This is a genomic window from Pseudomonas brenneri, from assembly GCF_007858285.1.
In the GTDB taxonomy this organism is placed as follows: Bacteria; Pseudomonadota; Gammaproteobacteria; order Pseudomonadales; family Pseudomonadaceae; genus Aquipseudomonas; species Aquipseudomonas brenneri.
Map to the genome: position 1 here is coordinate 105,589 of NZ_VFIL01000011.1, position 14,288 is coordinate 119,876.

Genomic DNA, 14,288 nt, shown 5'->3' on the forward strand with positions numbered 1-14,288 from the left:
TTGTCCGAAAAAGGTGTCAAGGAGGAGCTCACGACCCAGTGATATCCCCAGATCTAAATGTGGGGGCTTGCTCGCGATGAGGCCCGCAAAAACACCGTAATGTCCCTCGCCAGCCACCCAACAACTGTCTAGTCTATGGCCGACCTTTTCCGAGGATTGCCCATGTCCGCGCCTAGCATGACGTTGTTCCAACATCCCGCTTCGCCATTTGTCCGCAAAGTCCTGGTCCTGCTCCACGAAACCGGCCAGCAAGACCGGGTCGCGCTGGAGACCGTGCAGGTCACGCCGATCAGCCCGGTCCCGGCGCTGAACGAAGGCAACCCGGTGGGCAAGATCCCGGCCCTGCGCCTGGCCGATGGCAATGTGTTGCACGACAGCCGGGTGATCCTCGACTACTTCGACCACCAGCATGTCGGCAACCCGCTGATCCCCCGTGATGGCTCGGCCCGCTGGCGGCGCCTGACCCTGGCCTCGATGGCTGACGCGGTCATGGATGCGGCCGTACTGATGCGCTACGAAACCGCCCTGCGCCCGGCCGACAAGCAGTGGGACAGTTGGCTGCAAGAGCAGCGCAACAAGATCCGCCGCGCCCTGGCCGAGCTGGAGCGGGACGCTATCGCTGAGTTGGCCTGCCATTTCGACATCGCCTCAATCAGCGTCGCCTGCGCCTTGGGTTATGTGGATTTCCGCCACCCGGGCCTGCAGTGGCGCTCCAGCAATCCAAAACTGGCAGCCTGGTACGCCGAGGTCAGCCAACGGCCTTCGATGCTGGCGACTCAGCCTCCGGCCTGACCGGCGCCCCCCTGTAGGAGCGAGCTTGCTCGCGAAGGTATTGCAGGCGCATTGCCGAGGTGGATGTACCTTTTGCGCGAGCAAACTCGCTCCTACAAGGGGCGGGGAGCAAGGCGATGATCATCGCCACCAACTCTCCCCTCACCTGCTGATCCTCACGCAGCCCGATCATTGCACCGCCTCCAGGTCAAACGCCAACGGCTCGGCCGCCTTGCGCTTGCCCACGCCATACCAGTCCAGTTTGCGTGTCAGCACCATCACCGTGCCCAACAGCCCGAACAGCAACAACGAGCCCATCAACAGCGCGTAATCCTCGGCACTCAGCAGCCCGTACAGCAAGCCGTACAGCGCCGCCAACCCCGCCGAGAACCCCAGGCCGTGGGCCACGCTGCGCAGCACATGGCACACATAAAAACCGATCAACAACACACAAGCACTGGCCGAGATCAGGTACGCCAGGGCAAAGCCGATATGCTCGGACAGCGACAGCAGCAGCAGGTAGAAAAACGCCAGGGCCACCCCCACCAATGCATATTGGATCGGGTGCACCGCCAGGCTCTTGAGCACTTCGAACAGGAAGAAACCGGCGAACGTCAGGGTGATAAACAGCAGCGCATATTTGATCGCGCGGTCACTCTTGAGGTACTGGTCCACCGGGTCGATAAAGTTCACGCCAAAGCTGCGTTCGTTGAAGTCATCACAGCGACTGCCAACCACGCAGCCGTACAGCGCCTCCTCAAGGTTGGTGGAGAAAAACGACGTCTGCCAATTGGCGGTAAACCCCTGGTCAGTGACCTCGCGCTGCACCGGCAGGAAGTTGCCGACAAAACTCGGATGGGGCCAGTTGGAGGCCAGCTTGACCACGCTGGTCTTGCCCACCGGCAGCACTTGCAGTTGCTCGGTACCTTGCAGGCGCAGGTCGAAGGCGAAATCCAGCGGTGCGGGGTTCTTGCTGTCTTGGGCCGGCAACGCTACATGCACGCCGGCACCGAGGAAGCTGACCTGGGTGCCCGGGGCAAACTCCAGGCGTTGGCTGCCCAACTCCAGCTTCAGGGCGTTTTCAATCCCACGGATGTCGCTGATGCCGACCGCCAGGAACGCCTGCTCAAACGTGTAATCGGCAAAGTTTTCCTTGATCCCCATCTGCGCCGGCAGCACAAACCGACCGCTGATACGGTTGTCGGCATGGAACAGCCGCGCCTGGTAAATCCCCCGCGCCCGCAGCTCGGTCTGCACCTTGCCGTCGAGTTCGAAATGCTCCGGCAGGAAGTACAGGCGCCCGTGTTCTTCGCTGAGCACTTCATAGCGTTTGTTGAGCTTTTCATTGAGCTTCCATTCACGCACGGTCTTGCGATACGGCACCACCATCAACGGCCCACTCACCTGCTGGCTGTAGCTGGAGCTGCGGGCAATGTCCATCAATACGCCGTCGCGCATCTCCTGGCGGTCGTTAATGATGCCGTCAATCATCAGCAACGGAATCAGCAATAGCAGGATCAGCAGCGCAATGGCGCCCAGTTTGAATAGCAGGCTGCGGTTCATGGGTCTCTCCCTGTTTGGATGGGGAGAGTCTGGTGGTGGCGTGTGGGGGATTTATGAGGGCAATGTGGAGACTGTGTGGAGATGCAGCACCACTTGCACACCACCGGGCACATTGCCGATCTGCAATGAGCCGCCATGCAGCTTCATCACTTCCTCGACAAAATTCAGGCCCAGGCCGGTGCTTTTGCGCCCGCTGGCCGGGCGTGGCAAGGAGTAGAAACGCTCGCTCAAGCGTGGCAAGGCATACTCGGGGATTGGCTCGGCCTGGTTGAACAGGCGCACATGCACATCCTCATTGTGCACCTGGGCACTGAAGCGCAGGATGCCGCCGGGCGGGGTGAAATCCAGGGCGTTTTCCAGCAGATTGCCCAGGGCCTGGCGCAGCAGGAACGGCTCGCCATACAGCTTCACGTCAGCTTCGATCAGGCGCTCGACCTGCAACCCGGCCTGTTCGATCCGCGCACATTGCGCCTTGAGCACCTCATCCACCAACGCCGCCAACGGCACCGCCGATTGCTGCTCCAGGCCCTGGCGTTGTTCGACCTGGGCCAGGTTCAACAGGCGCTCGATCAACTGCTGCAACCGCGCGCTTTCGCTGGCGATATTGCCGACAAACCGTTGCTGCTGGACCGCTGTCATTTCACCCTGCAACAACTCCGCCGCACCACGGATCGCCGCCAGCGGGCTTTTCAGTTCATGGGTCAAGGTGTGTACATAACGCTCGACGTAGGCCTTGCCTTCCAGTTGTGTACGCATGTGCTCCACCGCCGTGGACAGCTGTTCCAGCTCACCGCCGCGATAATGCGGCAACTCGGCGCGCCGCCCTTCGCTGACGGCCTGGGCATAGGTGGTCAGGCGCCGCAGCGCAGCACTCAGCCACCACGACAACAGCGCCCCCAGCAATAAACCCAGCGCCACCAGGCCCGCGCCGTACCACAGTAAACGGCGCTCGGTACGGTCGACATAGGGTTGCAGCGAACTGTTGGGCTTGGCCACGGTAACCGCGCCGATGATCTGCCCGTTATCGCGGATCGGTGCGCCGACGTGCATCACCGACGAGGCCGGGTCATCGGCATCACTGCGGGTCGAACGGGCGCCATATTCGCCGCGCAGGGTCAGGTACACGTCGTTCCATTTCGAGTAGTCCTGGCCCACGGCTTCACCGGTGGAGTCCAGCAGCACAATGCCCTTGGCGTCGGTGACATAGATACGGTGGTTGACCTGGTTCTTCGCCAGCCCCCAGATCGTCGCGCCGGGCTGGCGCTCGCCATAGGCCTTGAGCACCGTCGGCCAGTGGCTTTGGCCCAGGGTGCCGTTCTTCACATCCTCACGCAGGATTTCCGCCAGCAGGTTGGCGGTGTCCACCAGGGTTTCCTCGGTGGACTGGCGCACGCCGGGGCGGATTTCCTTCATCACCGTGTTGAGCACAAAGTAGCCGGTCAAGCCGATAAACAGCGCATACACCAGGAAAATCCGCAGCCCCATGCGCATCAGGCGTGGCTCGGGCTGTAGCTGTAACCCAGGCCGCGATGGGTCTGGATCGGCTCGGCATCGGCCGCCACACTGCGTAGCTTGCTGCGCAGGCTTTTGATATGGCTGTCGATATTGCGCTCGTAGCCGGCATCGGCGGCCACACCGACAGCATCCAGCAGTTGCTCACGGCTGAACACCCGCTCGGGCTGCTCCAGCAGGCAGTTGAGCAGGCGAAATTCATGACGGGTGAGGTTCAAGGGCAGGCCACGGTAGTGGATCTGTACCCGCTCGTGATCGACCTGGAACAGTTCGCTGCTGGGCGGCGCCACGACCGGCATCACCCGCTTGAGGATCGCCTTGACCCGCGCCGCCACTTCCCGGGGGCTGAAGGGCTTGACCACATAATCATCGGCACCGATCTCCAGGCCCACCACGCGATCGATCTCACCGTCGCGGGCACTGAGGAACATCACCGGCACTTCACTGAAGCGGCGCAGTTGCTTGCAGGTTTCAAAGCCGCTGATGTCCGGCAGGCCGATGTCGAGGATCAGCATATCTGCCGGGGTCTGCCGTTGATGCTCCAGCGCCGCCTGGCCGAGGGTCAGCCAGGTGGTGGTGAAACCTTCGCCCTGCAGGGCAAAAATCAGCGTGTCGGCTATCGCCGCTTCGTCTTCGACAATCAGGATATGAGGCATGGCGTCCGAGCACAGGGAGCTAAAGGTGAACGGTGCCCCATGCCTTGTGCGGCGTCAATCAGCAGTCGGGTTTGTCGGCGGTATAGCGGCGGGCCGGGTTCACGGCGGCGCCGAATTCACGCAGGGCCTTGGCACCGATCAGCAGCGGGTAGTTGAAGCTGCTGCGATCGGTCAGGTTGACCTCGACGGTGCGCTTGACGTTGCCCAGGCACATTTCCAGGTCCACCACCGGGCGTTTGGCGACGCTGGTTTCTTCGCCGTCTTCATCTTCGTCAGCACGGTTCTTGATCTTGCTGATGCGCGCCACTTTGTGTTCGTAGACCTTGTTGCTCACATCCTTGCCACTGAGACGGAAGCGCACCCAATCCTCACCATCGCGGGTGAAGGTCTCGATGTCACGGGCCGACAGCGAAGCCGTCAGCGCGCCGGTGTCCATCTTGGCCTTGAAGGTTTCACCGATCTCCGGCAACTGGATGTATTCGTAGCGCCCGTACAGGGTCGGCTCGGCGGCCATCACCGGCAGGGCAGCCAGGGCTAACAGAGCAAGGAGAGATTTCACGTCGGGGGGTTCCTTGAAGTAAGTAGGCCAATACTAGACTGCAAATACAGCCCGAAGTTGGATCATTACTTACCATACACAACACAAAGTGAAACATTCGTCAGGCGATTTGCGATTTGGCCTCTAGACTCAAGCTGCTTATGATGGCCCGTCCACCCGCTTGCAAGAGTTCCTTATGCGCCGCCTGCTCACCGGCTGTTTTGTCACACTGCTGCTGTTACTCAACACGCTGATCCTGATCGGCCCCCTGTTGGTATTCGCCCTGCTCAAGCTGGTGGCGCCCGGTCGTTCACGGGACTACGCCTCCGCCGCAGTGATGTGGATCGCCGAGACCTGGGCCGAGATCGACAAGCTGATATTCGCCTGGTGCATTCCCACCCAATGGGACATTCGCGGCGATACCGGCTTGCGTGGCGACACGTCCTACCTGGTGATCAGCAACCACCAATCCTGGGTCGATATCCCGGCGCTGATCCAGACCCTCAACCGGCGCACGCCGTTCTTCAAGTTCTTCCTGAAAAAGGAACTGATCTGGGTACCGTTCCTGGGCCTTGCCTGGTGGGCCCTGGACTACCCGTTCATGAAACGCTACAGCAAGGCGTTTCTGGCCAAGCACCCGGAACTGGCGGGCCAAGACCTGAAGATCACCCAACAGGCCTGCGAGCTGTTCAAGCGCCAGCCGGTGACGGTGGTCAACTACCTGGAAGGCACGCGGTTCACCCAAGCCAAGCGGGCACAACAGGATTCACCCTTCACCCACCTGCTCAAGCCCAAGGCCGGTGGCGTGGCGTTTGTGCTGGCGGCCATGGGCGAACAGCTGGACGCGATCCTCGACGTCACGGTGGTTTATCCACAAGACAGGATCCCGGGCTTCTGGGACTTGATCAGCGGCGCAGTGCCCCGCGTGATTGTTGATATCCGCACCCGCGAGCTGGATCCAGCGCTGTGGCAGGGCGATTACGAGAACGATCCGGCGTTTCGCCAGACCGTCCAGAACTGGGTCAACCAGCTCTGGATGGAGAAGGATGTGCGCATTGATGAGTTTGCCAGGTAACTCGTTGCCGACAGCGATTACCCCCAGACAAACTCACTCGTTTAAAACTCGACCGAAGCACTGCTACCTGCACTGAAACCAATACCGCCAACGCTCCCCGAGGCGTGCGCACCACCGGAGGCATTACCCGCTCCCGACTCAGGTTTGTTACCGTTTGTCATTTCAGAGAAAGACATGAACTTCATACCGCTGGCCTTCTCAAACTCCTCCTTGGTCATTTTTTCGTTGGCGCTCTGGGGTTGCACGAATGACGAGACTGGGTTGCGCGATATTGTTGATTCACTCATTGAAAGATCTCCATGAAGGTAATGACACCCGTCCTGGCACTCCCTCACAGGAATAAGAAGAAGCCGGGTTCCAAGCGAGTGTTGATCAGTGGTACAGACCGACCGCTCAGTTCCCAGGACAACTTCACAGCGAGATGTTTCTCAGCTCCCCGCCCCCCAGATGCCGGCGAGCTTGCCCAGTACAGAAGTGCTTGCACCCTGGCCACCCAGATACTGCAGGATCACCGGGGCAAACTGGCCGATCATGCCGCTGTCCATGCCCAGGGCGCTGAAGGCGGTGTTCAGGTCGTTGGTGTCTTTGACGTTACCCAGCAGGCCATCGAGGCCGCTGGTCTTGCTGCCGCCGGTCTGGCCGAGCATGCCGCTCAAGGCGCCGAGACTGCCCAACGCATTGTTGCCCGACAGCTTGTCCAGGCCCGGTACGCTCTTGCTCAACTGCGAGTAATCACTGCCGCCCAACTGGTTCTTGGCCAGGCCCAACATAGCGCCGGTACCACCGACCGCCTGCTCCGGGGTGATATTCAACTGCTTGGTCAACGCCCCCAGCAAACCGGCGGTTTCTGAAGTCGGTGCGGCAGCGGCGGCCTTGTTGGTACCTTGCGCGCCGGACACGGCGTTGGCCACATCGCCCAGGCTGAAGCCTGCTGCGAATACCGGGCTGGCAGCCACGGTCAGGAGGCAGGACAGGGCAAAACCGCGTGAAATCTTCATGGGGACAACCTCTAAAATTAGGAGCTAAAGCAGCCGTTGGACTCAGCATCCCGTAGGTTGTTCCGCCGCGCAGATTTGTTCAGATAGGCGACAAAAACCGACGCAATCAAATTGCCACTAGGAACCCATCACCGCTCATAGGGTCAATCAAGACACTACAAAATTTGTCAGGAAGAGCCTTATGACTGCGTCCCAACCTCCAGTGATCGAGCACAAGCCCTCATTCTGGACCCGCTCACGCCTGTTCATCGGCGCCTGTGTGGTGGTGGTTGCCGGCATTGGCGGCGCGCTCTACACCCAGGACAGCGTAAAAGCCGCTGCAACGCTGGTGAGCACTACGCAACAACCGGCTGCGCAAATCATGGCGCACAAGGATTACCTGGAAGTCCAACCGATCGCCAGCACTGCGCCGGAACCGGATCGCAGCCTTGAACTGTGGGCCCTGCCCGCTGGAGGCACACCGGTGTCCCTGGGCCTGTTGCCGGAGGATGGCAAAGGCATCATTGGCCTTAATCCGCGCCAACAGGAAACCATCAGCCAGCCGGTAGAGTTGATGGTCAGTTCGGAAACCAAGGGTGGCTCGGTGAGCAAGCAGCCTACCGGCCCGACGGTGTACCAGGGCGCGCTGGCAATCCGCTAACGCTCAAACACCACAAAACCAATGTGGGAGCCAGCTCCCACATTGGCTATTGGTGGCGGTGATTACGCCGCGCTGAACAACTTGTGCGGGTCAATCACAAACTTCTTCGGCACACCGGCATCGAACTCGCCATAACCGCGTGGCGCGTCGTCCAGGCTGATCACCTGTACGCCCACGATTTCGGCGATGTTGATACGGTCCCACATGATCGCCTGCATCAACTGGCGGTTGTACTTCATCACCGGGGTCTGGCCGGTGTGGAAGCTGTGGGACTTGGCCCAACCCAGGCCAAAGCGAATGCTCAGGCTGCCCATTTTCGCGGCAGCGTCCACCGCACCCGGATCTTCGGTGACGTACAGGCCGGGGATGCCGATCTTGCCCGCCACTCGTACCACGCCCATCAGTGAGTTGAGCACCGTGGCCGGGGCTTCCGCCTTGACGCCGTCGTGGCCGTGGCCGCGTGCTTCAAAGCCCACACAGTCGACGGCGCTGTCCACTTCCGGCTCGCCGAGCAACGCAGCGATTTGTTCGTGCAGCGGAGTGTCAGTGGACAGGTCGGCGATTTCAAAACCCTGGGCCTTGGCATGGGCCAGGCGGATCGGGTTGACGTCGCCGATGATCACCACCGCCGCACCCAGCAGGCGAGCAGAGGCCGCAGCGGCCAGGCCAACCGGGCCGGCGCCAGCAATGTAGACGGTACTGCCAGGGCCAACGCCTGCGGTGACCGCTCCGTGATAGCCGGTCGGCAGGATGTCGGAGAGGCACGTCAGGTCGCGGATCTTCTCCATGGCCTTGTCGCGATCCGGCAGCTTGAGCAAGTTGAAGTCGGCGTACGGCACCAGCACGTATTCCGCTTGCCCACCCGTCCAGTCACCCATGTCCACGTAGCCGTAGGCACCACCGGCACGGGCCGGGTTGACGGTCAGGCACACACCGGTGTGTTGCTCTTTGCAGGAACGGCAGCGCCCGCACGCAACGTTGAACGGCACCGATACCAGGTCGCCAAGCTTCAGGTTCTCGACGTCGCTGCCTTTCTCGATCACCTCACCGGTGATTTCGTGACCCAGTACCAGGCCGGTCTGGGCGGTGGTACGGCCGCGCACCATGTGTTGGTCGGAGCCGCAGATGTTGGTGGAGACCACGCGCAGGATGACGCCGTGTTCGATCTTCCTGCCACGGGGATCCTGCATTTTGGGATAGTCGATTTTCTGTACTTCGACCTGGCCGTTGCCCAGATATACGACACCACGATTACCAGACATGCTTTCACCTCGCTGTTGTTTTTATGGAACTGCGCGGCCCTTGGGTTGGGCTGCGCGTTTAAGTGCTCGGGTTGCAAATGCTGTTATTGCGTTGTTAGTAAGGGCCTCTTCGCGAGCAAGCCCGCTCCCACATTCGACCGTGTTCCAAAGTTGGAATGCAGTCGAATGTGGGAGCGGGCTTGCTCGCGAAGGCGTCCATCAGAGCACCACCGTCCTATTGGCGTTCAAGAATACCCGCCGCTCAATGTGATACCCCACCGCCCGCGCCAGGGTCAGGCCTTCAATATCCCGCCCCTTGGCAATCAAATCCTCGGGATAATGACTGTGGTCCACCACCTCCACGCCCTGGGCGATGATCGGGCCCTCGTCCAGGTCGTTATTGATGTAATGCGCAGTGGCGCCGACCAGCTTCACCCCTTTGTTGTAGGCCTGGTGATAAGGCTTGGCGCCCTTGAACCCCGGCAGCAACGAGTGATGGATATTGATCGCCTTGCCATCGAGCTTGCGACACAACTCTGGCGACAGCACTTGCATGTAGCGCGCAAGGATCACCAGTTCGGCGCCCGCCTCTTCAATCACTTGCCACACCTGACGCTCCTGGGACGGTTTGTCGTTGGGGTCGAGGGGGAAATGGTAGTAGGGAATCTGGTGCCAGTCGGCCAGGGGCTTGAGGTCGGGGTGGTTGGAGACCACCGCGACCACATCCATCGACAGTTGACCGATACGCTGGCGGTACAGCAGGTCGTTGAGGCAGTGGTCGGCCTTGGAGACCATGATCACCACTTTGGGCCGATAGTTCGGTGCCGTCAGCTCGAAGATCATGCCAAAGGCTTCGCCGCGCGTGGCCAGGCCATCACGGAAGCCTTGTTCGTCAAAACCATCGGGCTGGCGGAATTCCACGCGGATAAAAAAGCGGCCCGAGAGGCGGTCATCGAACGAATGGTGCTCGGTGACGTAGCAGCCTTGCTCGAACAGATAGCGGGTGACCGCGTCCACCGTGCCGAGCACGCTGGGGCAATCGGCGGTCAAAATCCATGTATCAGGTGCGCGGCTCATTACAGTTAACTCCTCATACAGCGATGCGGCTTACTGTAGGAGCGAGCTTGCTCGCGAAAAATCCAAGGGCGCCGCGTTCATTCAGGATGCGTGCGTTATCGTTGACGTTTTTCGCGAGCAAGCTCGCTCCTACAGGGTCATATCAGGCTTGGACGTTCAGGCCATATTCGGCCGCCGCATCCTGCAACCACAACCACCAGTAATCCGAGAAGCTGCGACGGATCAGCAGTTCCCAGGTGTCTTCGCCAGTATGACGAATCACCAGTTGCGACTTGGCGAACACCGTGCCCACGGCCTTGCCCACCGGGAAGCTGTCGGGATGCACGTCGTAGCTGGTGGATTTCATCAGCACATCGCGCACGTTCGGGCCGCTGAGTTCGAGGATCTGCTGGCCGCCACTGACGTTGACGACCTGGATATGCAACTCACCCAGGGCCGTGCGCAGGCTTTGCTCGGCGGTGAATTCTTCGCCGCTTGGCACGATCAACAGCCACTCATCCGGGCCGAGCCATTGCAGGCTGGTTTCACCCTTGACGATCACCGTCAGGGCGCCGGGCAACTCGATGCCCAAGGCCTTGTGTACGCCGGCGGCAAACGCGGCGTCATGGCCATCGCCACGGATGGTCAGGTGGCCGAGCAGTTTCTTTTCACGCACGGTCACGCCGGCGTTCTTGCGACCCTTGCCCACCTGGCTGGCAAGGTCGGCATGGTGCAGCGACGACTCGGCCTTGGCCCTGGTGGTGGGGCGTTGTTGGTAAACATTGGCTGCGGTCATAAAGCACCTTTCTTGAATTCTGTGGTGGATCTACTGGCGCCTTCGCGAGCAAGCCCGCTCCCACATTTGGAATGCATTCCCCTGTGGGAGCGCGTTTGCTCGCGAAGGCCGCGACTCGGTCTGTCAGATGTTCTGCCGCTCGCCTTTAGGGTCGAAAAACACCGAAGACACAATTTCGGCCTCGATCACGCTGCCATCGGCCTGGGGCGAGAACACCCGCTCACCCATACGCTTCAAGCCGCCCTTGACCACCGCCATCGCAAATGAATAGCCGAGGGAGTTGTGGGCATAACTTGAGGTGACGTGACCGACCATCTTCATAGGGATCGTCTGCTTGGGATCGAACACCAACTGCGCGCCTTCCGGCAGCCACACCTTCGGATCAATCGGCTTCAAGCCCACCAGTTGCTTGCGCTCTTCGCGCACGCAGTCTTCACGGTTCATCCCACGCCAGCCGATCCACGAGAACGGTTTGGTACGGCCTACGCACCAGCCCATGTTCAGGTCGTCCGGGGTCATCGAGCCGTCGGTATCTTGCCCTACGATGATGAAGCCCTTCTCGGCCCGCAGCACGTGCATGGTCTCGGTGCCATACGGGGTCAGGTTGTACTGTTTGCCGGCCTCGACGATCTGCTCCAGCACGCCCATGGCGTAGTCGGCCTGCACGTTGACTTCATACGACAGCTCGCCGGTGAACGAGATGCGGAACACCCGCGCCGGCACACCGCCGACCAAGCCTTCTTTCCAGGTCATGAACGGGAAACCGTCCTTGTCCAGGTCGATATCAGTGACTTCGGCCAGCAGCTTGCGGCTGTTGGGACCGGACAGGGTCATGGTCGCCCAGTGGTCGGTGACCGAAGTGAAGTACACCTTGAGGTCCGGCCATTCGGTCTGCTGGTAGATTTCCAGCCACTGCAACACACGCGCCGCGCCGCCAGTGGTGGTGGTCATCAGGAAGTGGTTGTCAGCAAGGCAGGCGGTCACGCCGTCGTCGAAGACCATGCCGTCTTCCTTGCACATCAGGCCGTAGCGCGCCTTGCCCACGTCGAGCTTGGTCCAGGCGTTGCTGTAGATACGGTTGAGAAACTCGCGGGCATCCGGGCCCTGGATGTCGATCTTGCCGAGGGTGGACGCATCCAGCAGGCCCACGCTGTCGCGCACGGCCAGGCATTCGCGTTTGACCGCGGCATGCAGGTCTTCACCGTTGCGCGGGAAATACCAAGGGCGTTTCCACTGGCCGACATCTTCAAACTCGGCGCCGTTCTTCACGTGCCAGGCTTGCAGCGCGGTGTAGCGCACCGGCTCGAAGATATGCCCACAGTGCCGGCCCGCGACCGCGCCGAAGGTGACCGGCGTGTAGTTGGGACGGAACATGGTGGTGCCCATCTGCGGGATGGTCACGTTCAGCGAACGGGCGGCAATCGCCAGGCCGTTGACGTTGCCCAGCTTGCCCTGGTCGGTGCCGAAGCCCAGTGCGGTGTAACGCTTGACGTGTTCCACCGACTCGAAGCCTTCGCGGGTGGCCAGTTCGATGGCGGCGGCGGTGACGTCGTTCTGCAGGTCGACAAATTGCTTCGGCGCCCGTGCAGTGGCTTTCTCGTGGGGCACCTGGAACAGCGCCAGGGTTGGCTCTTCCAGACGCGTCAGGGCTTTTGGCAGGGTGCCTTCCACCGGAGCAAACCCGGCTTCGCTGGCCGCGCGTACGCCGCCTTCAAAACCATCGGCCAGGGAGTCACCCAGGCCGTAGACACCGTTGATGCCCCCCACGCACACACGTTTTTGCGGCGCTTCGCCGGGGACGAAACCGAGGATATCTTCACGCCAGGTCGGCTTGCCGCCCAGGTGCGAAGCCAGGTGCACCACCGGGCTGTAGCCGCCTGAACTGGCCACCAGGTCACAGTCCAGCCACTCGCCGGGGCTGGTGACTTTATGGGCTTTCACATCAATGGCCGCCACGCGGGCAGCGGTCACATGCTTGCTGCCACGGGTCTCGATCACCGCACTGCCGGTGAGGATGCGAATGCCTTTGGCGCGAGCCTCTTCAACCAGCGCGCCGCGTGGGTTGTGACGCGCATCGGCCACGGCGACCACTGAGAGGCCCGCATCGAACCAGTCCAGCGCAACACGGTAAGCGTGGTCGTTGTTGGTCGACAGCAGCAACTTCTTGCCCGGTGCGACGCCATAACGACGCACATAGGTGGAGACCGCGCCAGCCAGCATATTGCCCGGCACATCGTTGTTGCCGTACACCAGCGGCCGCTCGCAAGCACCGGTCGCCAGCACCACGCGCTTGGCGCGAACACGGTGCATGCGCTGGCGCACCTGGCCAATCGGCGCACGATCGCCGAGGTGGTCGGTAAGGCGCTCATGAATGGTCAGGAAATTATGGTCGTGGTAGCCGTTGACGGTGGCGCGCGGCAACAGCAGCACACCCGGCAGCGCTTGCAGCTCGGCGATCACACTGGCGACCCACTCCACCGCTGGCTTGCCGTCCAGGCTTTCACGGGAGTCGAGCAAGGTGCCGCCGAACTCTTCCTGTTCATCGGCGATAATCACCCGTGCGCCGCTGCGCGCAGCGGCCAATGCCGCAGCCAGACCCGCAGGGCCAGCACCGACGATCAGCACATCGCAGTGATGGTTCATGTTGTCGTAGGTGTCCGGATCGTTCTCGGTCGGCGAGCGACCCAGGCCTGCGGCCTTGCGGATGTACTTCTCGTAGGTCATCCAGAACGATTGCGGGTACATAAAGGTTTTGTAGTAGAAGCCCGGCGGCATCAGCTTGCCGCCGACCTTGCCGAGAATGCCCATCATGTCGTTGTTCACGCTCGGCCAGCCGTTGGTGCTGGTAGCGACCAAACCTTGATACAGCGCCTGTTGCGTGGCGCGTACGTTGGGAATCTGCGTGGCTTCGGTGGCACCAATCTGCAGCACCGCGTTCGGCTCTTCGGCGCCAGCGGCAAAGATGCCGCGCGGGCGCGAGTACTTGAAGCTGCGGCCGATGATGTCAACACCGTTGGCCAGCAGGGCGGCGGCCAGGGTGTCGCCTTCAAAGCCCTTGTAGCTCTGGCCGTTGAAGGTGAAGGTCAGGGCTTTATTACGGTCGATCCGGCCACCGTTGGACAGGCGATTGATCTGGCTCATACCTTCTCTCCAGAGGCCTTGGCGGTGAATTGCGGCTTCTCGCCGATCTTGTAGGTTTCAAGAATTTCGTAGGTCAGGGTGTCGCGGGTGGCGTTGAAGTACTGACGGCAACCGGCGGCATGGATCCACAGTTCGTGATGCAGCCCACGGGGGTTATCGCGAAAGAACATGTAGTCGCCCCACTCTTCGTCGGTGCAGGCATTGGGGTCCAGCGGGCGCGGGATATGCGCTTGGCCGGAGGCGTGGAATTCCTCTTCGGAGCGCAGTTCGCCACAGTGAGGACAGAAGATATGCAACATAG

The 14,288-nt window shown here is 61.2% G+C and carries 14 protein-coding genes; 3 read left to right on the forward strand and 11 right to left on the reverse strand.

All coding sequences use genetic code 11. The features are described 5' to 3' along the window. Positions 1-162 precede the first annotated feature (162 nt). Positions 163-792 (forward strand): glutathione S-transferase family protein, encoded by a 630-nt coding sequence (locus FJD34_RS22555; RefSeq protein ID WP_032858615.1) that lies wholly within the window; start codon positions 163-165, stop codon positions 790-792. A gap of 168 nt (positions 793-960) precedes the next feature. On the opposite strand, the gene creD is transcribed toward FJD34_RS22555, so the two are convergent. The 4 genes from creD to rloA2 are packed head-to-tail and all read right to left on the reverse strand — an operon-like array spanning position 961 to position 5,061. Continuing rightward, the gene (creD, locus tag FJD34_RS22560) at positions 961-2,334 is read right to left on the reverse strand and encodes a cell envelope integrity protein CreD (RefSeq protein ID WP_090292244.1); all 1,374 of its coding nucleotides are present in this window, start codon (positions 2,332-2,334) and stop codon (positions 961-963) included. A gap of 51 nt (positions 2,335-2,385) precedes the next feature. Next, positions 2,386-3,825, reverse strand: coding sequence for a two-component system sensor histidine kinase CreC (gene creC, locus FJD34_RS22565; protein WP_032858619.1), 1,440 nt, complete (start codon positions 3,823-3,825; stop codon positions 2,386-2,388). Next, complete coding sequence (gene creB, locus FJD34_RS22570; RefSeq protein WP_032858621.1) at positions 3,825-4,502, reverse strand: two-component system response regulator CreB; 678 nt, start codon at positions 4,500-4,502, stop codon at positions 3,825-3,827. The genes creC and creB overlap by 1 nt, the downstream gene beginning before the upstream one ends. A 58-nt stretch (positions 4,503-4,560) precedes the next feature. After that, entirely contained in the window at positions 4,561-5,061 is a 501-nt protein-coding gene (gene rloA2 / locus FJD34_RS22575) for a retropepsin-like aspartic peptidase RloA2 (RefSeq protein ID WP_032858623.1), read from the reverse strand. A gap of 175 nt (positions 5,062-5,236) precedes the next feature. On the opposite strand from rloA2, the gene FJD34_RS22580 reads away from it, so the two are divergent. Further along, positions 5,237-6,115 carry an acyltransferase gene (locus FJD34_RS22580; protein ID WP_090292245.1) on the forward strand — a complete coding sequence of 293 codons (879 nt, stop codon included), beginning with the start codon at positions 5,237-5,239 and terminating at the stop codon, positions 6,113-6,115. Between the two features lie 41 nt (positions 6,116-6,156). On the opposite strand, the gene FJD34_RS22585 is transcribed toward FJD34_RS22580, so the two are convergent. Then, on the reverse strand, positions 6,157-6,402 hold the full coding sequence (locus FJD34_RS22585) for a hypothetical protein (RefSeq protein ID WP_090292247.1): 246 nt from the start codon (positions 6,400-6,402) through the stop codon (positions 6,157-6,159). Positions 6,403-6,543: 141 nt separating this feature from the next. Further along, on the reverse strand, positions 6,544-7,113 hold the full coding sequence (locus FJD34_RS22590) for a DUF2780 domain-containing protein (RefSeq protein WP_032858628.1): 570 nt from the start codon (positions 7,111-7,113) through the stop codon (positions 6,544-6,546). A 181-nt stretch (positions 7,114-7,294) separates the two neighbouring features. Between FJD34_RS22590 and FJD34_RS22595 the strand changes: the two genes are divergently transcribed. Then, complete coding sequence (locus FJD34_RS22595; protein ID WP_032858629.1) at positions 7,295-7,753, forward strand: anti-sigma factor domain-containing protein; 459 nt, start codon at positions 7,295-7,297, stop codon at positions 7,751-7,753. Positions 7,754-7,815: 62 nt separating this feature from the next. On the opposite strand, the gene fdhA is transcribed toward FJD34_RS22595, so the two are convergent. The 5 genes from fdhA to FJD34_RS22625 all read right to left on the reverse strand — a co-directional run bounded on the left by fdhA (position 7,816) and on the right by FJD34_RS22625 (position 14,286). Then, a complete protein-coding gene (fdhA, locus tag FJD34_RS22600; RefSeq protein WP_032858631.1) occupies positions 7,816-9,015 on the reverse strand; it encodes a formaldehyde dehydrogenase, glutathione-independent in 1,200 nt (399 codons plus the stop codon). A 198-nt stretch (positions 9,016-9,213) separates the two neighbouring features. Further along, positions 9,214-10,071: a formyltetrahydrofolate deformylase gene (gene purU / locus FJD34_RS22605; protein WP_029296961.1), complete on the reverse strand. Its 858-nt coding sequence runs from the start codon at positions 10,069-10,071 to the stop codon at positions 9,214-9,216. Positions 10,072-10,213: 142 nt separating this feature from the next. Then, on the reverse strand, positions 10,214-10,846 hold the full coding sequence (locus FJD34_RS22615; RefSeq protein WP_090292249.1) for a sarcosine oxidase subunit gamma: 633 nt from the start codon (positions 10,844-10,846) through the stop codon (positions 10,214-10,216). A gap of 123 nt (positions 10,847-10,969) precedes the next feature. After that, positions 10,970-13,987: a sarcosine oxidase subunit alpha gene (locus FJD34_RS22620; RefSeq protein ID WP_065942701.1), complete on the reverse strand. Its 3,018-nt coding sequence runs from the start codon at positions 13,985-13,987 to the stop codon at positions 10,970-10,972. After that, entirely contained in the window at positions 13,984-14,286 is a 303-nt protein-coding gene (locus FJD34_RS22625) for a sarcosine oxidase subunit delta (RefSeq protein ID WP_010207083.1), read from the reverse strand. The genes FJD34_RS22620 and FJD34_RS22625 overlap by 4 nt, the downstream gene beginning before the upstream one ends. Positions 14,287-14,288 lie beyond the last annotated feature (2 nt).